We start from the raw sequence: 18,288 nt of genomic DNA, 5'->3' as shown, positions 1-18,288 counted from the left end.
GCTGCCGCTGCCATACTCGCCATTTACCCTAATCGTCCTACTTCCATCGCATCATAACCCGGCACCCTTCACTTTGGCGATAGCCTCAGCCCGACCGGAAACCTGAAGCTTATTGAATATATTCGTCATGTAGTTCGAAACGGTTTTGGGGCTTAGTTCCAAACGTTTGGAAATTTCGGCATTAGAAATCCCGTCGACAACCATGCTGAGCACCTCCCTTTCCCGGTAGGTCAGCTCGGTAAACGAATCCAGGCGATGCATCGGCTTCGTGACGAAATCGATCATCCGGGCGGCTACATCACCGCTGAATATGGCCTCACCGGAAGCAACTGCCCAGATAGCCCGAATAATATCATCCCTGTCCGAATCTTTCAGGATGTAGCCTCTTGCCCCCGCTTTCATAGCCGTAATAACGGAAGCATCATCCTTGAACATCGAGCAGATTAGAATGCCGATCTGCGGGTCAGCGGCTCGAATTTGCGCGGTTGCTTCAATCCCATTCAGTCCGGGCATGCGAATGTCCATTAGCACGACATGGGGCTTCAGCTCAAGGGCCAGCCGTACAACATCCTCCCCCGAAGACGCCTCGCCGACGACCGTTAAGTCTTCGGCGTTTTCCAGGATGCTCCTAACCCCCTCTCGAAACATCGGATGGTCGTCGGCAAGTAAAATACGCAGCATTTTAAATACTACCTCCTCTGATGATTCCTGTTCGCAGCGGCAGTGCGGCGGATACATGCGTGCCGCCTGCATCGGCATTCGCAATCGTACAGCCGCCTCCCAATTCTTCTGCCCGTTCCCGAAGCGAGAACAGCCCAAGTCCGCCTTCCGTTGGTCTTGTGCTGCAGCCAAGCCCGATTCCGTTGTCGATAATGTCGAGCTTCAACGTGCAATCATCTTCTTGAAGGGCGATTCGGACTAAACAATGGCTCGCCTGCGCATGTTTTACAACATTCAACAAAGCCTCTGTCACGATCCGGTAGGCGCCGACCTCAACTGCAGCTGGCAGCAAGGGCAACTGCTCCGGCAAATCCAACTCGATGAGAAGCGGTACCGCGCCCACGATGTCTCTTACCTGATGCAGCTGCTGCAGCTGATCAACGCGCTGCCTGATCGCGCCGCTTAGTCCAAGCTCATCGAGCGCTTGCGGTCTTAAATCATATACGATTCCTCTAATTTCGTCTACGGTTTCCCCAATGTCCTTCTTAAACTTGTTCATAATGTCGATCGCTTTATTCGGATCTTTCCGTATCCAATCGACGACCAGGGCAGCGGTCAAGCGCATGGCCGCCAGCCTTGGCGCAATATCGTCATGCAAGTTTTTGCGCATCGACCGGCGCTCTTCTTCCCGTGCGAAAATAAGCTGCTCCCGCGTCTCCTGCAAATCACCCAATAGCATTCGAATGTCCATCGTCTGCTTAACGCCTTGGACAACCGCACCTGCTTGCCGCGCAAGGACATGCAGCAGCTTCCAGTCAGCGTCGCTAAAGCTCTCTTCCGGCCCGCGAGTGCAAACAAACAAAGAGCCGAGCTCTTGACCGCCGGCGACCAGCGGAAGTTGCGAAACTTTCCCTTCATCCTCATGCCCAATCGAGGCGACACGCAGCGCTTCGCCTTGATGCGTCACCTGAATAGCAGCATAGGGAAGGTGAAGCGAATCCTTCACAGTTCGGACGACGATGTCAAGCACCGCCTCCGGCGACGACGGTTCCTTCAACCGATTGCCTAGTTCCTCCAAGATGGAGAAGGGATCGGTCTGAACTCCATAAACAAGCCGGTTGATACCACGTTGAAGCTTTTCCTTCAAAGGGGCGAACACGACGGCCACAATGCCCGCACCGATAATCGAGAAGATCATATTCGGATCCGACTGAAAGAGAACGGAGAGATACCACACCGTCAGTGAATATAGTGTAATGATGACAGCGCTCAGGCCGCCATATACAAGTGTACGATTGACGATCGGGTCGATATCCCACAGCCGCCTCCGCAGCATCGAGATGCCAAGCGTAACCGGAATCGGCAGCATCCCGAGCAAAACAGCGACATCCAGTGCAAACATGGCCGCAGGTTGAGCCGTTTGGTAAAACTGACTGTCATAGAGCAACGGAGCGATCGATACTGCGAGCAGGAACATAATCGATAGAAACAAGCCATACAGTACCCACTTGGTCTGCTGCTTCTCGGCAACTTGTGCATAAACGCGGTATCGGATGAATTGATTCCAGATGATCGTACCGTAAAGCAGCAGCATCCACAGCAGCGTCAGCCAGATCGGCCATTGCGCGGCTCCCCAGGGCTGCTCCGGAAAATACCAGGAGATGTTTCTTAAGACGGCAAGCGCGACGACCATCCAAAACATCGGCTTGTTGACGATTTTTCCGTTCGGGAACAGCGTCAGAAAAAGGACAAACGCTAACATCGACAGATCGTTCAGGAAGCTCGTCAGCCATCCCAGCTGTGCCCATTGAATAACTATGAAGCTGGATGTATGGAAGGAAATCAGTGCAATTGCGGCGACCCAGGACATCGGTTCCTTCGGCCGCTTGCAAAGGATGATGACTGCGGTTGCAAAGTAGATGAGAAAGTCGGTAAGGCTAATCCCGGTATAGAGTCCTGCAAAACCGCTGCGCGAAAGGCCCAGTCGGTTGACGATATCTGCCGAAAGCGGGGTCAAGACGCTATATTCGCATGCAGTCCTCAGACAATCGTCTCTTAAATAGACATAGTAAGAAGGAATTTTCCAAAGAAATAGTCCAGCATAAACCGCGCAAAGCATAAATGTTCCAAAGTGCAAAGCAGACCGCCACCTGAGAAGGTGGCAGCCGCCTTGCGCTTCATGCAGCCTCGAATTGTTTCTCGATATCATCATATATTCTCACCCTTATGCAATAGTCCGCTCATGATTGAATCGAATGAGGGTGTCGTTAGGTGGAGCCGGGTCCCAGCTGTCGCAATACGGTTGCTCCATAGACTAAGCCGTATATGATTGCCGCCGCCCCGCCTATGAATCCCCAACTGCCCGGATAATCCGGCAGGGTAATCGAAGCGGCCCCCATGTAAATATAGGAAAGCCCTTGAAGAATCCCCAGCGTGCGGGATCCAGTCCGCGAAGTTGCCGTCAAGTAGCCGGAATAGAGAAGCGTCAGGCCAAGTGCGGTGCCTTCGCCCCAACGAAACTGCATTTCACTGTCGCTGATTTGTCCAATGGCTCCATGGACCATAAAAGGCAGCAGCCCCAGCAGGGCAATCCCGGTCATGATGAGCAGCGTCCGGTTGATCGTTTTCGGTTCTCTTGGGCGGAGCATCTCACGACGTTTAGGATAAACTGCGAACAAAACCCCAAGCACCACGGCAAATAGAATAAAAACGAAAAATGTTTGCATAGCGAGCGCCGGATCCGTCAGCAGAAGAGTACCGAGGAAAATAAGATGCCCGACAAAATAAAAATGAAGCAACAGCGGCTTGTCAAGCGGAGACTTTAGCATAGCCAACAAGCTTATGCTGAACAGAATGCCGATCAATGCTCCATGGGATGCGGCATGGAACCGTAATTGTTCCGGGAGCGGTGTTGAGGCCAGGGGGGAGCGAACCCAAGGCTCCAGCGCTTCGGATAATCCCTGCAGCATGATTAGCCCGGCAGCCGTGAATACAACGGCAAAAAATCGAAATACGATTCCAAGCACTTCTCCTTTACTTCCTGCATTTGTTTCCATTCTACGCCTCCATCGATTTTTTTTGTAGCTTTTATTTGCATTCATCGTAACAGAAGCGATTTCCCGGCTTGCAGAGAGTGCGTCCCGGACCTATGGGAAAAGTGAAAGGAAAAATGATCAGAAGTGATGCATTGGGAGGATGCGCTGCTTCTCTTAAAGGAAGCCGCAGAAGAAAGGAGAGACGAAATCTTGCCGACATATAATTCAGGCTACTCCTGAATGAGTTATAGTAAGCCTTGAGGAGACAGCCTTATTTTATGGAGCCTAGGGGGATGTATGAATCCTCATTTAGCTTGCTGACGAAGCCTACTCGACGTTGAAGATCCTAGCGGTAGATTCAGACGCCGTGCTCCTCCACTTCGCTCCTGCGAACGGGACGCCCCCTGACCTCATTGCTGCCAGCGATGCGCTCTCCCATTACGGCAATAAAAAAACGCCACTACGTTAATCGTAGTGACGCTTTTTTATGGAGCCTAGGGGGATGTATGAATCTTCATTTATCTTGCTGACGAAGCCTACCCGACGATGCAGATCCTAGCGGTAGATTCAAACGCCGTGCTCGTCCCCTTCGCTCCCTGCGCGCGGGACGCCCCCCTTTCAGGGGTTCGCTCCCCCATTACGACAATAAAAAAACGCCACTACGTTAATCGTAGTGACGCTTTTTTTATGGAGCCTAGGGGGATGTATGAATTCTCTTCATTATATTGCTTACGATGACAACTCACCGATGACAACCTTAGCCGTAGAATTCAACGCCGTGCTCCTCCACTCGAAGCTTTACTCCGATGATTATTCATCCATTCCGTCCGCGCGGACTGAACCCTCGGGGTTCGGCCCCGCTGGCTCAAAAAAAATCCCCGGAACCCTAATGGTTCCGAGGATTTTCTTATGGAGCCTAGGGGGATCGAACCCCTGACCTCATCGCTGCCAGCGATGCGCTCTCCCAGCTGAGCTAAGGCCCCGTAACGAGAACATGATTTATTATATAAAACAGTTCAAGAAAATGCAAGTCCCTTTATTAAAAAATTTTTAAAGGAAATGATAGATCATAGAATGCCCTTTTTTCCCTTGTATTGACATTAAAAACGAGGAATGATATAAAATTAGTGAGTAGCACTCGAAGAGTGAGAGTGCTAATTTTGCCGTAACCCCCATAGCATCGGACCATATCAATAAGGAGAGATCATAATGGAAAAGAAACAGTTCCAGGCGGAATCCAAACGACTGCTGGAAATGATGATCAACTCGATTTATACGCAAAAAGAGATTTTTCTAAGAGAATTGATATCCAACGCAAGCGATGCGATCGATAAGATTTACTACAAAGCATTAACGGATGACAAGCTCGTTTTCGACCAAGACAGCTACTACATCAAGGTCACTGCGGACAAAGAGAACCGCACGTTGACGCTCCGCGATACCGGTATCGGCATGACCAAGGAAGAGCTGGAAAACAATCTCGGCGTTATCGCCAAGAGCGGCTCCCTTGCCTTCAAGAAAGAAAACGAAGCCAAAGACGGCCACAACATTATCGGGCAATTCGGCGTCGGATTTTACTCCGCTTTTATGGTAGCGGACAAGGTTACGGTCGTCAGCAAAGCGTTGGGTGCGGACAGCGCCTACAAATGGGAATCGACCGGCGCAGAAGGCTACACCATTGAGCCTTGGGACAAAGATTCCGTAGGTACGGAAATTACGCTGCAAATTAAAGATAATACGGAAGACGAGAGCTACGACGAGTATTTGGAGCAGTATCGTCTGAGAGCCATTATCAAGAAGTATTCCGACTTCATCCGCTACCCGATCAAGATGGATATTAAGGGCAGTAGACCGAAGGAAGGCTCCGACAACGAGTTCGAGGATTACGAAGAAGAACAGCACGTCAATAGTATGGTGCCGATCTGGAGAAAAAATAAAAGCGAGCTTACACAGGAAGATTACGAGAATTTTTACCACGAGAAGCATTACGGCTTCGATAAGCCGCTCAAGCACCTTCACATCAGCGCGGACGGAGCGGTCGTCTATCAAGCTATCCTGTATATTCCGGAAAACATTCCGTTCGATTACTACTCCAGAGAGTTTGAAAAAGGTCTGGAGCTGTACGCCAACGGCGTGCTGATCATGAACAAATGTGCCGATCTGCTCCCTGATCATTTCAGCTTCGTCAAAGGGATGGTCGACTCGGAAAGCTTGTCGCTGAACATTTCGCGGGAAATGCTGCAGCATGACAGACAGTTGAAGCTTATCGCGAAAAACATCGCAAGCAAAATCAAGAGCCAGCTGCAAAGCATACTGAAGGACGAGCGGGAGAAGTACGAGCAATTCTACAAATCGTTCGGCCGCCAGCTCAAATTCGGCGTATACAGCGACTACGGCCAGCACAAAGACGTGCTGCAGGACTTGCTGATGTTCTACTCCTCCAAGGAGAAAAAGCTCGTTACGCTGGATGAGTACGTTGCGAGAATGCCTGAGGATCAAAAATACATTTACTACGCTTCCGGCGAATCGAACGAACGGATCGAGAAGCTTCCTCAGACGGAGCTTGTAGCGGAGAAAGGCTACGAGATCTTGTATTTCACTGACGACATCGACGAATTCGCGATCAAAATGCTGATCAATTATAAGGAAAAAGAATTCAGATCGGTTTCGAGCAGCGATCTCGGCATCGAAGCGGATGAGGAAAAAGAGCTCAACGAATCCGAGAAGAACGAGAATAAAGAGCTGTTCGAGTATATGACTTCCCAGCTGTCCGGCAAAGTCAAGACGGTCAAGGCTTCCAAAAGATTGAAGTCTCATCCGGTTTGCCTTTCCACGGAAGGCGAAGTGACGATCGAGATGGAGAAAATTTTGCGGGCGATGCCGAACAATCCGGATGTCAAAGCGGATAAGGTGCTCGAAATCAACGTCCATCATGCGGTATTCGAATCACTGAAGGATTCCTACGCCAAAGACAAGGAAAAGCTCAATCTGTATACCGCCCTGCTGTACAACCAGGCGCTGTTGATTGAAGGCTTACCGCTTCAGGATCCGGTTGAATTCACTAACGATATTTGCAAAATCATGGTCTAATTCTATGACGCGGCGGCATTCACTCCGCCCGTCTCCTAAAAAATAAAATCACAGGTGCATTGAGCTCGTCATCCTACATGTTGACTCTCTGCACCTGTGATTTATTTTTTATCTTCCCCTACCTGAACCTGATGCTTGGACAAAATGTCCGTCAGCTCTCTCATGAACATGTTGATATCCTTGAATTGACGGTACACCGAAGCAAACCGGATGTACGCCACCTCATCGACGGGATACAGCTGCTCCATGACAATTTCCCCGATTTCCCGGCTGTCTACTTCAGCGCTCGCCGTGTTGCGGATCTGCTTCTCGACCTCGGAAACAATCTTGTCGAGCTGCTCCACGGATACGGGACGCTTCTCACAAGCCCGGATCAAGCCGCGCAGCATTTTTTCCCGGCTGAACTCCTCCCTGCTCCCGTCTTTTTTGATAACGATTAGCGGCGTTTCCTCCACCATTTCGAAGGTTGTAAATCGTTTGGTGCACTTCTCGCACTCCCTGCGGCGTCGGATCGATTTGTTCTCATTGGCCGAACGGGAATCCAATACCTTCGTTCCGGCATAGTCACAGTATGGGCACTTCATGGCCTTCTCTTTCTCTCCCTTCCACGGGTGTAATCGAATAAATTATTGCCAGCGAATCCCTGTAATGATCTTCAGTGAAAAGCACATAATAGGATTACAAACGACAAGGAGGTGAACAGACATGGGTGCAGGACAATCTCGCAGCAGCAACCAATTGGTTGTTCCACAAGCTAACGCAGCTTTGGACCAACTGAAATACGAAGTAGCTCAGGAATTGGGTATCGCCATTCCTCAAGACGGTTACTACGGTAACATGGCTACTCGTGACACTGGTGCTATCGGGGGACACATTACTCGTCGCCTGGTGCAAATCGCCGAGCAAACACTTGCTGGCGGCAGCCGATAATGACAGATAGAGAAGTATTGGACAGAGTGTTCCTTAGGGAGCCTGTCCAATACTTCTTTTCTTTTCAGGGGGGATGCCCCATTCCTCTGCATAAAGTGTATGATACTTATTATAATAATACAAAACGCGCTGAATGTAATGTCTCGTTTCTCCATAAGGGATCAAATCGGAACGCTGAACCGTTCCATCCCACTCCTGATTTTGAAGCCACCGGTTCACCTTACCCTGTCCCGCATTGTAGCCTGCAACGGCTGCGGCCGTATTACCGTTAAACTCCTTGTGCAGCCAGCTGAGGTACCACGTTCCGAGCTGAATGCTGACGGAAGGCTTTTCCAGCTCATCCTTATACGAAGACGGGAAACGTCCTGCCTCAACAATCCATTCCGAAGTGTCGGGCATAAGCTGCATTAAGCCGTAAGCGCCTTTTTTGGATGAAATGTTCGTTTTATAATTCGATTCGACTCGGATAATAGCTGCAACCAATAGCGGGTCCACTTCGTATTTGGCAGCATGCTGCCTGATTTCCTCTTCATACTTGATTGGGTATAGCAGCTTTCCTACCGTGTCGCTGCTCATAAACAAGAGGAGGACGAAAGTTATGAAAAGTAGAGCAAATACTCGTTTTTTCCGCCAAAAGCTGATGCTCATAGCAGCCTCCTTCCCCTTAAGAAAGCCTCCACCTGCTCCTCAGTCTGTGCAAGCGTTCCCTGATTGTCAATAACAACGTCCGCCAGAGCTCTTTTCTGCTCGATATCCATTTGCGCCGCAAGACGCGCTTCCGCCTGCTCTTCCGATATCCCATCTCGCTGCATCAGTCTTTGTCGTTGTAACGTTCTTGGTATGTATACCACCATAACGGCTTCGTACATATGCTGCAGTCCGGACTCATAAAGCAGCGGTACGTCCACTACGACAAGCTTGTCCGGATAAAGCCGCTCGTACTCGCTCATACGCTCGCGCATGAGGGCACGGATGGAAGGGTGCATAATGCTTTCAAGATCTTTGCGTGCCTGCGGGTCGCCGAATACCGTTTCGCCCAGCTTTTTACGGTGAAGGGAGCCATCCGGCAGCAGCACCTTGGAGCCAAACCGTTCCCGGATTTGGGCTAATACAGGGCTGCCGGGCTCTACCACCTCGCGGGCAATCCGGTCGGCATCAACCAGCATCGCGCCGCGCTGCACCAGCATCTGGGAAACGGTGCTTTTGCCGCAGGCGATGCCTCCGGTCAAACCGATATTCATAATCATTTCTCCTTCGAGTTTTAAGGCAAGTGCATAAGCGCCGTTACATCAATTTCATGATACCCATAATAATCAAAACAAATCCCGGAAACACGGACAATCGTTGAATCCAAGACAAATCCGAGTACTTAAAACCTATTCGTAAGCCGGTCGCCAAAAAGGTCCCGCTGGCCAAAGCAATGACAGCGGAAGTAATGAGCGGCGCAAAGCCTATTAACGCAGCTCCGATCCCGGCGCCGAATGCGTCCAAAGACAAAGCGACTCCCAAGAGTACGGCTTCAGATGCGGAAATGTTCCCCGAACGGTCAATGTCCGCAATGGAAGGCTTACGCAAAATCTGGATCACAAGGCCAAGACGCTTCAATTCGATATACATAACTTCCTTCGCACTTGCAACCGGAGTCTCCTCCACCTTCACTTCCGCTTCCGGGCTTTGGCCTGCAGGAGCGTCATCCTCGTCTTTTTTCTTCGACAAGACCTGGTATACGGCCCATACTCCGATGCCGATCAGGATCAAGCCTCCTGCCGCCTTCGCATAAAGCGGATCGACAAATCGGCTTACAAGCACTCCGATCTGCATTGACAAATAAATGATACATCCTGAGCATAAGGAGATGATTGCAACAGATACCAACGGGATGCGAATTTTACGCAGTCCGTACATAACTCCTACGCTGAAACCGTCGAGACTGACGGCCAGAGCCAAAATCAATAACGAGATAAAAGGCAGCATGGTGTTCCCCTCCCGGCCATTTTACTCCTACTATATGGCGGATATGGGCGGAGCGTGCACAGTAAGGGAACAGCGGACCGGATGCTACGGCTTGGTTCGCCTGACCCGCTTGCGTTCTAATGGCTGGCAGTTCGGGCAAAAATGCGTGCCCCGCCCGCCTACGACCGTTTTTTCAATCTCGTGGCCGCAGTCAGGACAAGCTTCGCCCTTGCGTCCGTACATTTTCAGCTGATGCTGGAACATGCCGATTTCACCCTGCCCGTTGACGTAAGACTTGACGGAGGAGCCGCCTACAGCTACCGCCTCATTCAAAGTCTTAACTATCGCTTCGTACAATGCAGCAAGCTCCGCTGAGGACAAAGAGCTTGTCTCCCGTTCCGGATGGATTCCGGCCAGAAACAACGACTCATCCACATAAATATTCCCCAAGCCGACGATATATTCCTGATTGAGCAGAAGCGGCTTGATCTTGGTCGTGCGGCCGGACAGCTTCGCGAGAAACGCCTCCAGCGTGAACGATTCATCCAGCGGCTCCAGCCCCAGCTTGACCAGCGGCTTCTCTTCAAGCTCCCTGCCTTTCGGAAACACATGCATCGTACCGAACTGCCTTACATCCTTATATCTCAATTCACTTCCATCGCTAAAATGAAATACGACATGCGTATGAAGCTCCAGCGGATCGTTCTTGTCGTATAGACCGTACCGCCCTTCCATCCTCAGATGGGACACAAGCGTAAAGTCATCCATCTTAAAAAGGAGGAATTTGCCGCGCCGTTCGATCGATTGGATCGTCTGGCCTTCCAGAAGCAGACGGAATTCGTCCGCTTCCTCCGGGAGCTGAATAATCCGCCGCAAATGAACGGATACGCTCTCGATGGTTTTCCCCTGAACCAGCTGGTTTAAAGTTCTTCTGACTGTTTCGACCTCCGGCAATTCCGGCATGATGTTCACCTCGGTGCTGTTTGCAAAGTGCGTCTCGAATGTTTATAAGAGGCAGACACGTTCCCCACACTTTGCAAACAGAGTATTTATTGTATATTACTTCGCTTCGTACCAGTTCGACCCGGCATCGACTTCGACCTTCAACGGCACATCCAGCTTCAACGCGCTTTCCATCACTTCCGCTACCGTAATCTTCATCGTCTCGATCTCGTGCTCCGGTACCTCGAATACCAATTCGTCATGCACCTGCAGGAGCATACGGCTTTGCAGTCCGTCCCGCTTCAGACGCTCGTCCATCTGCACCATGGCCAGCTTGATGATATCCGCAGCCGTTCCCTGGATCGGCGTATTCATGGCCGTCCGTTCGGCGAACGACCGCAGGTTGAAGTTCGATGCCGTAATTTCCGGCAAATAGCGGCGCCGCTGCAATAACGTCGTCACGTAGCCGTTTTGGCGCGCCTGTTTGACAATATCGTCCATATATTGGCGAACCCCTTGGAACACGGCAAAATACTGCTCGATGAATTGAGCCGCTTCCTTACGGGTAATGTTCAAGTTTTGGGATAAACCGTAATCGCTTATGCCGTATACGATGCCGAAGTTGACCGCTTTCGCCTGGCGTCGCATATTCGAGTCCACCTCCGACTCCGATACGCCGAATACGTCCATCGCGGTTTTCGTATGAATGTCCATATCGTGCAGGAACGCTTCCATCAGCTTCTCATCCTGGGAAATGTGCGCCAGCACGCGCAGCTCGATCTGAGAGTAGTCGGCCGTCAGTATCGACCAGCCCGGCTCGGAAGGCACGAACACCTTGCGGATTTTACGTCCCTCCTCCAGACGGATCGGGATGTTCTGCAGGTTCGGGTATTGGCTGCTCAGCCGGCCTGTTGCCGCAATCGTCTGCTTGTAATACGTATGCACCTTGCCCGTTTCACCGCGCACCTCCTTCAGAAGCCCTTCGACATAGGTCGATTGCAGCTTGGCCAGAGAGCGGTAATGCAAAATATGCCCGACCGCAGGGTGGTACGGCTCCAGCTTCTCCAGCACCTCCGCATCGGTGGAGTAGCCGGTCTTGGTCTTCTTGATCGTTGGCAGCTCCAGCTTCTCGAATAAAATTTCGCCAAGCTGCTTCGGTGAGTTAATGTTGAACTCGGTGCCGGCCGCATCGTAGATCGACTGCATGATTTTTTCCAGCTGTGCGCCAAGCTCCGCGCCATATTGCTTCAGCCCGTCGGTATCCACCTGTATGCCTTTCTCCTCCATGGATGCCAGGACGTGAGCCAATGGCTGCTCGAGCTCGTAAAACAACCGGTGCATATCGTTCGCGTCCAAGTCCCGCTTCATAGGCTCGGTCAAGCCTTGAACCGCCGCCGCTTTACGGCACATAAAATCGGACAGGATGTCGATGGAAGGGATTTGGAATTTCGCTCCTTTGCCGAACACGTCCTCATCCGCCTTCAAATAAGGCAGGCCATATTTACCTGTCAGACCGTTCAGTGTAAGCGCCGATTCCGTCGGGTCCAGCAAATAAGCCGCGAGCAGCGCGTCGAACGACGTTCCGCGAAGCTGAATGCCGCGCCACGACAGCACGATTTCCGCGCGGTGCTGGTCATAGACCGACAGCTGCTTATCTTCGGCTTCGAGCCACGCTTTCACCGCTTCCGCCTCCGCAGAGCCTGAAGCTAGCAGCTCGAACGGTAAGTAATAACAGGCTGCCTCCGTATACAGCGCAATGCCGATCATTTCAGCCGTATGCGGGTTATCGCCGGCTGCCTCGACATGGATCGCCGTCACTTGAGGGAGCGCCTGAACCAGCTTCTCAAGCCCCTCGCGATCCTGCACCGTTACCGCTTCAATAGCCGCCTGTTCTTCCTGTCCGGCATCGCTTGTGGAGAAATCCATTTTCTCAAGCAGCGATTTGAACTCCATCTTGCGGAACATGTCTCCGAGGGCTTGTCCGTCGTACCCTGTGTAGGCGATATCCTCCCACTTCGTATCAAGCGGAACCTCGCGGTAAATCGTCGCCAGCTCCTTGCTCATCCGCGCGTCGGCGGCGTGCTCCTCGACCTTCTCCTTCATCTTGCCCTTCAGCTGTGCGGAATTGGCCAATACGCCTTCCACAGTCTCGAACTCGTGCAGCAGCTTGAGCGCGGTTTTCTCTCCAACGCCGGGAATGCCCGGAATGTTGTCGGATGCGTCGCCCATCAAGCCTTTCAAGTCAATGATCTGCTGCGGCGTCAAACCGTACTTTTCCTTGATCTGCGCTTTATCGTACAGATCGACCTCGCTGATTCCTTTGCGTGTCAACGCTATCGTTACCCGGTCGGAGGCAAGCTGGAGCATGTCCTTATCGCCTGTAACGACAAGGACGTCAATATCGCCCTTCTCATCGGCCATACGGGTCAGCGTCCCGATAATGTCGTCCGCTTCATAGCCCTCGAGCTCGAATTGAGCCATACCGAACGATCGAATCAAATCCCTTACGAGCGGAAACTGCTCGGACAGCTCCGGCGGCGTCTTCGCTCTTCCACCTTTATATTCTGCGTAGTCCTTATGTCGAAACGTTACTTTCCCCGCGTCGAACGCCACGAGGAAATGGGTCGGCTTTTGCTCCTCCAGCAGCTTTAAGAGCATCGTCGTGAAGCCGTACACCGCATTCGTATGCAATCCGCTGGAATTGCTAAGTAAAGGCAAAGCATAAAAAGCCCTGAAGGCAATACTGTTGCCGTCAATCAATATTAATTTCGACATGGATACACCTCATTTTCCTTAAGCATCTTCTTCCATGATAGCATAGGACAATGAAAGAAAAAAAGCTTACGTCCACTTTCCTATTGTTGGGGTGACGCCCGCCGCTTGAGCATAAACATAAAGTATAAGGCGATGTTTGTCGCGTAAACGGAGGTATACGTCCATGAGCACCTCAAACCGGTCCCAAAGCAAAAAAGCCATTTGCTTCGACGTCAATCAAACCTTGATCCATCAGGGTTTACATTTCGAGCAAGCGTTCCGTTCCGTTTGGGACGACTATTATGCCCGTTCCATCCGGGACAGCTTTCCGCAATCGGAGGAGCTGTGGAGCAAATACCAGCTGCACTGGCAGCAGCATAAAAAAAACAAAACCGTCCGCATGCAGCTGGACGATTTGCAGCAGATGTGTCTGCACGATGCGCTCAAGGAGCTGGAAGTGCCGGTGCATCAGCAGTTTACGAGAGATTTTTTCCAATTGGTGCGAAAATCCAGGCTGGCTGCGAAATCGATGGCTCCAGGGGTGGAGGACACTCTGAAGTCGCTGGCCCCGCGCTTCAAGCTGGCAATCATCAGCAACAGCCCGAGGAGCGAGGTGATTCATCTGCTCCATCGCTTCGGTCTAAACGACTATTTCCCGGACGAGCGAATCTTCACGGCACATCAGGCTTCGGAGAAAAAGCCTCATATTCCGCTGTTCAAAACCGCTATCAAAACGCTGAATGTATCCCCAAGGCAAATGGTGATGGTCGGGAACTCGTGGAAGCACGATGTGTGCGGAGCTACCAAGGCCGGGCTCGATGCCGTATGGATCCAATCCGGTACCGCGGCAAAAAAAATTTCTCAGCAAAAGCTCGGGAAACGGAACGTGTATTGTATTCAGCATTTGGATCAGCTGCTTGAACTCTTTTAAACGTAGTCCCCGTCACCGATGCAAGCACAGTGATAAATGCTGCCCGGATGCTCCTTGGACATTTTCTTCAGCTTGGCCGAAGCTTGCGATATTTGCTCGAGTGTAACGGACCCGGCTGTTCCGCAAATAATGAGCGACAGCGAGATCGTAACTCCGGCATTGTCTACCTTGTTGCCGTTGCGGTCCTCGACATACAGCCAATCGTCTCCCTCATACAGCAAACGAACCCCTTGATCGAACCGCCTTATGATCTCCTTGCACAGCTTCTCGGGCTCATCCGATGAGGTGATGGCAATAAAGTCGTCGCCTCCGATGTGTCCGACAAAATCATGCGGCAATCCGCACGCGAACAGCGACTGCTGGATCACGTCCGCCGTATATTGAATCAGCTGGTCTCCCTTTTGAAATCCGTACCGGTCGTTAAACCATTTGAAATAATCGAGGTCCGCGTAAATGACCGAGAAGCCTTTCTTCTCCAGCAAACGCTTGCTCAGCTCGCGGTGAATCTGAATGTTGCCGGGCAATCCGGTTAACGGGCTGGCCACCTTCGCACTTTCCATCCTTGCATTCGTTATGCACTCCAGTATGGAGCGAATGGAACAGGCTCCCGCCATTTTGCCCTTGCTAGTAATGACGACCAAATCGTACAAGTTGTTAATATCGCGCGAGGTAGCGAGCTGCGATACGTTTTCCACCGGAGTATGCTCGTCCACAATGAGTGGCTGCTTGTCCATAATCTGATCGATCGAGCGGTTCCAGAATAGTGAAAAGCCATACTGCCCGGCCAGCTGCTGAAACAAGCTTTCCCGCATCATCAGACCGACAGGAACATCATTCGAGACAATGACAACCCCCGGCGCATGAAGATTGTTCTTGAAATAGCTGGCCACCTCGGATATTAAAGCTTTGCTGTCGAACGTGGCGGTAGCGGTGATCAAATCGCCGATCGTCCAGGCGCTGCCGATATTATCGCGGATTTTGCGCTGCTGTATAATGGACTCTGCAAGCTCCGGCGCCACAACGGCCTTCTCCGTCCCCGGCCTCCCGAGCAAGTAGCCTTGCCCGAAATGGACTCCCATTCGGGTCAAATACAGCAGTTCCTCCTGCCGCTCGATCCCTTCTGCGATGATTTGGATGTTGAGCTTTTGGGCGAAAGAGACGAACGATTCCATAATGGCTTCTTTCGTTTTGCTGCGGTATACGTCCTGAATGAGCGACTTGTCGACTTTGATAAAATCCGGCTGGAGCTCCGCAATGGCCTGCAGGGAAGAATAGCCCGCCCCCGCGTCGTCTATGGCGATCCGGTACCCTTGGTGACGGTAATGCTCCAGTATTTTTTTGGCCATGGAAAAATCCTCGATGGAGCTGCGCTCCGTAATCTCAAACACGATCTGCCCAGGCTGAATGCCGTGCGCCTCCAGCATTTCCAGCGTCTTGCCCGGTACGAACAGCGGATCGTATAAGATCGCCGCCGAAATGTTAATAAACAGCAGCTCGTTCTTTCTTGCCAAAAACGCCCCATGGATCGCTTTCTCCCTCGCAAGCCGATCCAGCCGGTACAGCATACCCTCCTGTTCGGCGTAAGAAAACAGCGTGAGCGGGGAATGCAGCGGGCTGTTTTCAGGTCCCCTTGTCAAGGCTTCATAGCCTAGAACGGTTCCATTCTTCAATGAAATAATCGGCTGGTACACACTATGTATCGATTGGTTACGCAATATTTCAAGCATTTCGTTTCGCAGCAAGGTATGATCCCGATCATTCATGCTCGAGTCCGACGGGTTAGTGGCCATGATCTCATCTCCACCTCTAGAAGCTATTGGATTGTATGCTACTAACGTACCATAGGAATTTCATCCCAGTGTAAAAGTCCTAATTCTTTTTTGTTAAAGCTATGTAAATATTTAGCTCGGTAGGTACTTCATAACCTTGACGCTTACATTTTTTTAACATTTCATGGGTTTATCATCAAGAGTATCCAGTTCATTAGTGAAATGGATTTGTTGGAATTAATAGTAGAAAAAATGCACCTCCGGCAGCAAAAGCCGCCAGAGGTGCTTATTTTTGTATTAGTTCATCAGCTGTGCATATTGCAGAAGGCGTTTTACCATCACAGCCGCCTCTGCACGGGTAGCATTCTCACCCGGTACGAACGTGCTGGCCGTCATTCCGTTCATAATGCCTGCGGTGACGGTTTGCGCTGCGGCTTCCTTCGCCCAGCTGCTGATGGACGCGCTGTCACTGAAGGACGCAAGACCCTGTGCGTCCGCCGCGGCTTTTTTGCCAACAATCGTCATCGCTCTTGCTGCCATTACCGCCATTTGCTCGCGTGTAATATTCGCGTTCGGCTTGAACGTGCCGTCCTCGAAGCCGTCCACCAAGCCTGCTCTCGCTGCGGCTCCGACGACTCCCGCGTACCAATCCGACGGCAACACATCGGTAAAATTTGCTGCAGAAGCTTCGTACAGACCCAATCCTCGCACTAGGATGGCGGCGAACTCCGCGCGCGTGATCCGGTTATCCGGAGCAAAGCTCGACTCGGTCATACCATTGACTACCAGCTTCGATGCCAAAAGCTCCACATCGGATTGTGACCAATGCTTGGTCAAATCAGCGAACGTTTTGGACGATTCAACTACCGTGTAAATACTGTTGCCCGGACGTTTGATCGTTACTTGCGTTCCCTCATTGCCCTCTGTGAACAGAGCCGGCACGAAGCGGAATTGGCCAGCAGCCGGATCATAAGTCACTGCCGTTGTTTTGGACAAATCCTTTGGTTTGCCTATGTTCATCTTTCTGGAGACGTAGTTCAGACCAAAGTCTTCTACGGCAACCGTCTTGCCTTTCGATTCCAAACTAACCTTAAAATCGATGGCTCCGGCTCCGGGATGAAGAGTAAGACCGGCTTGATTTGCTTTGTCTTTCATGGCCGACAATGCAGCATCACTCAGGTTTTCCAATGTGACAACAAGCTTCACATCGTTCCATGGTGCACCCAAGGATTTCGCGAGCTCTGCAAAATTGACCGCCTTCACTGGCAATTCGTAGGTGATATGACCGTATTGGAAGGAAATAACCAGTCCGGACCCTGCAGCTGCGATATCTGCCAACTGCTGTGCAGGAAGGCGGAATATTGCCGTTGCCGCGTCGGCACTTCCTGCTTCTATTGTTAGTTTCGGCATCGTTGCACCGCTGCCGCCGGCTGCTATGGCCTCAAGCGCTTTGCTTAGAGCCGAAGTATCTACTTCTATGGTTGCGAGTTCCCTTCCATCCGCTGCCTTCCCGATTACCGGTTCTACCCGCAGTACCTGTGAGCCAGCTTCAGAAGGCTGGACAGGCGTGCCGCCGCCACCTGCAGATGAACCCCCACCGCCGCCGTTTCCACGACCGGATCTAGATAGGGTGACGGATGCTTCGTTGGAGTCCGCACTCTCGTAGGCCGAGTTTGCAGCAGTCACTACATAATAATAGGTAGAACCGTACTGCAAGCCGCTGTCTGTATAGCTGTTATTGGCCACATTCGCCGCTACCGTAACATACCCTGTTCCCGGAGTTGCAGTACGTTTCACATTGTAATAAGTGGCTCCTGTTACACTGTTCCATTTCAAGCTGACCTGGGCATCTCCTGCTGTTGCAGTCAGGTTGCTCGGCGCCGCTGGCACTTGGATTACAATACTCGCTTTTGGCTGAGCGCTAGTTTCGGTTGATGCGTCACTTTCCCCAGCAGTATTCCCTGCTGTCACTACATAGTAATAGGTTGTTCCGTTTTCCAAACCAATGTCCGCGTACTGGGTATTCGCCACATTCGCCGCTACCGTAACATACCCCGTTCCCGGAGTCGTACTGCGCTTCACATTGTAATAAGTGGCTCCCGTTACGCTGCTCCATTTCAAGCTGACCTGGGCATCTCCTGCTGTTGCAGTCAGGTTGCTCGGCGCCGCTGGCACTTGGATTACAATACTCGCTTTTGGCTGAGCGCTAGCTTCAGTTGATGCG

14 protein-coding genes and 1 tRNA gene are annotated in these 18,288 nt (G+C 51.5%); 3 read left to right on the top strand and 12 right to left on the bottom strand.

The features are described 5' to 3' along the window. Positions 1-51: 51 nt before the first annotated feature. The 4 genes from ACFQ88_RS09340 to ACFQ88_RS09325 form a co-directional block, all read right to left on the bottom strand. Positions 52-681 (bottom strand): response regulator transcription factor, encoded by a 630-nt coding sequence (locus ACFQ88_RS09340; RefSeq protein ID WP_239633193.1) that lies wholly within the window; start codon positions 679-681, stop codon positions 52-54. A 1-nt stretch (position 682) separates the two neighbouring features. Further along, on the bottom strand, positions 683-2,797 hold the full coding sequence (locus ACFQ88_RS09335) for a GAF domain-containing sensor histidine kinase (protein WP_379453911.1): 2,115 nt from the start codon (positions 2,795-2,797) through the stop codon (positions 683-685). 130 nt (positions 2,798-2,927) lie between these two features. Beyond that, positions 2,928-3,716, bottom strand: coding sequence for a hypothetical protein (locus ACFQ88_RS09330; protein WP_379453910.1), 789 nt, complete (start codon positions 3,714-3,716; stop codon positions 2,928-2,930). 889 nt (positions 3,717-4,605) lie between these two features. Then, a tRNA-Ala gene (locus tag ACFQ88_RS09325) sits at positions 4,606-4,678 on the bottom strand. 226 nt (positions 4,679-4,904) lie between these two features. Here ACFQ88_RS09325 and htpG point away from each other — a divergent pair. Further along, a complete protein-coding gene (gene htpG / locus ACFQ88_RS09320) occupies positions 4,905-6,785 on the top strand; it encodes a molecular chaperone HtpG (RefSeq protein WP_239633184.1) in 1,881 nt (626 codons plus the stop codon). Between the two features lie 101 nt (positions 6,786-6,886). On the opposite strand, the gene nrdR is transcribed toward htpG, so the two are convergent. Beyond that, the gene (gene nrdR, locus ACFQ88_RS09315) at positions 6,887-7,369 is read right to left on the bottom strand and encodes a transcriptional regulator NrdR (protein WP_239633182.1); all 483 of its coding nucleotides are present in this window, start codon (positions 7,367-7,369) and stop codon (positions 6,887-6,889) included. A gap of 121 nt (positions 7,370-7,490) precedes the next feature. Here nrdR and ACFQ88_RS09310 point away from each other — a divergent pair, with 121 nt between their 5' ends. Beyond that, positions 7,491-7,715 carry an alpha/beta-type small acid-soluble spore protein gene (locus tag ACFQ88_RS09310; RefSeq protein ID WP_239633179.1) on the top strand — a complete coding sequence of 75 codons (225 nt, stop codon included), beginning with the start codon at positions 7,491-7,493 and terminating at the stop codon, positions 7,713-7,715. Between the two features lie 33 nt (positions 7,716-7,748). Here ACFQ88_RS09310 and ACFQ88_RS09305 read toward each other — a convergent pair whose 3' ends face one another. The 5 genes from ACFQ88_RS09305 to polA all read right to left on the bottom strand — a co-directional run bounded on the left by ACFQ88_RS09305 (position 7,749) and on the right by polA (position 13,385). After that, positions 7,749-8,357 (bottom strand): lytic transglycosylase domain-containing protein, encoded by a 609-nt coding sequence (locus tag ACFQ88_RS09305; RefSeq protein WP_239635316.1) that lies wholly within the window; start codon positions 8,355-8,357, stop codon positions 7,749-7,751. A gap of 2 nt (positions 8,358-8,359) precedes the next feature. Next, positions 8,360-8,956, bottom strand: a complete 597-nt coding sequence (gene coaE / locus ACFQ88_RS09300) for a dephospho-CoA kinase (protein ID WP_239633177.1) — start codon at positions 8,954-8,956, stop codon at positions 8,360-8,362. A gap of 43 nt (positions 8,957-8,999) precedes the next feature. After that, positions 9,000-9,689, bottom strand: a complete 690-nt coding sequence (gene ytaF, locus ACFQ88_RS09295; RefSeq protein ID WP_239633174.1) for a sporulation membrane protein YtaF — start codon at positions 9,687-9,689, stop codon at positions 9,000-9,002. A gap of 84 nt (positions 9,690-9,773) precedes the next feature. Then, positions 9,774-10,631 (bottom strand): DNA-formamidopyrimidine glycosylase, encoded by an 858-nt coding sequence (mutM, locus tag ACFQ88_RS09290; RefSeq protein WP_379453909.1) that lies wholly within the window; start codon positions 10,629-10,631, stop codon positions 9,774-9,776. Positions 10,632-10,727: 96 nt separating this feature from the next. Continuing rightward, positions 10,728-13,385, bottom strand: coding sequence for a DNA polymerase I (polA, locus tag ACFQ88_RS09285; RefSeq protein ID WP_379453908.1), 2,658 nt, complete (start codon positions 13,383-13,385; stop codon positions 10,728-10,730). 163 nt (positions 13,386-13,548) lie between these two features. On the opposite strand from polA, the gene ACFQ88_RS09280 reads away from it, so the two are divergent. After that, on the top strand, positions 13,549-14,295 hold the full coding sequence (locus tag ACFQ88_RS09280) for an HAD family hydrolase (RefSeq protein ID WP_379453907.1): 747 nt from the start codon (positions 13,549-13,551) through the stop codon (positions 14,293-14,295). Here ACFQ88_RS09280 and ACFQ88_RS09275 read toward each other — a convergent pair. Both ACFQ88_RS09275 and ACFQ88_RS09270 read right to left on the bottom strand, forming a co-directional pair. Continuing rightward, positions 14,292-16,085 carry a GGDEF domain-containing protein gene (locus ACFQ88_RS09275; RefSeq protein ID WP_379453906.1) on the bottom strand — a complete coding sequence of 598 codons (1,794 nt, stop codon included), beginning with the start codon at positions 16,083-16,085 and terminating at the stop codon, positions 14,292-14,294. The genes ACFQ88_RS09280 and ACFQ88_RS09275 overlap by 4 nt on opposite strands. A gap of 276 nt (positions 16,086-16,361) precedes the next feature. Beyond that, positions 16,362-18,288 (bottom strand): S-layer homology domain-containing protein (locus ACFQ88_RS09270; protein ID WP_379453905.1); only part of this gene is annotated, 1,927 nt, incomplete at its 5' end.

It is taken from the genome of Paenibacillus sp. NPDC056579 (assembly GCF_042793215.1).
Taxonomy (GTDB): Bacteria; Bacillota; Bacilli; order Paenibacillales; family NBRC-103111; genus Paenibacillus_S.
Note: the sequence above shows the minus strand (reverse complement) of the source record. Positions and strands in the feature narration are given on the sequence as shown.

What these genes read in the sequence shown, in the direction of transcription:
- ACFQ88_RS09340 (WP_239633193.1), bottom strand. Translation starts at nt 681, where the DNA reads ATGCTGCGTATTTTACTTGCCGACGACCATCCGATGTTTCGAGAGGGG.
- ACFQ88_RS09330 (WP_379453910.1), bottom strand. Translation starts at nt 3,716, where the DNA reads ATGGAAACAAATGCAGGAAGTAAAGGAGAAGTGCTTGGAATCGTATTT.
- htpG (WP_239633184.1), top strand. Translation starts at nt 4,905, where the DNA reads ATGGAAAAGAAACAGTTCCAGGCGGAATCCAAACGACTGCTGGAAATG.
- nrdR (WP_239633182.1), bottom strand. Translation starts at nt 7,369, where the DNA reads ATGAAGTGCCCATACTGTGACTATGCCGGAACGAAGGTATTGGATTCC.
- ACFQ88_RS09310 (WP_239633179.1), top strand. Translation starts at nt 7,491, where the DNA reads ATGGGTGCAGGACAATCTCGCAGCAGCAACCAATTGGTTGTTCCACAA.
- coaE (WP_239633177.1), bottom strand. Translation starts at nt 8,956, where the DNA reads ATGAATATCGGTTTGACCGGAGGCATCGCCTGCGGCAAAAGCACCGTT.
- ytaF (WP_239633174.1), bottom strand. Translation starts at nt 9,689, where the DNA reads ATGCTGCCTTTTATCTCGTTATTGATTTTGGCTCTGGCCGTCAGTCTC.
- mutM (WP_379453909.1), bottom strand. Translation starts at nt 10,631, where the DNA reads ATGCCGGAATTGCCGGAGGTCGAAACAGTCAGAAGAACTTTAAACCAG.
- polA (WP_379453908.1), bottom strand. Translation starts at nt 13,385, where the DNA reads ATGTCGAAATTAATATTGATTGACGGCAACAGTATTGCCTTCAGGGCT.
- ACFQ88_RS09280 (WP_379453907.1), top strand. Translation starts at nt 13,549, where the DNA reads ATGAGCACCTCAAACCGGTCCCAAAGCAAAAAAGCCATTTGCTTCGAC.
- ACFQ88_RS09275 (WP_379453906.1), bottom strand. Translation starts at nt 16,085, where the DNA reads ATGGCCACTAACCCGTCGGACTCGAGCATGAATGATCGGGATCATACC.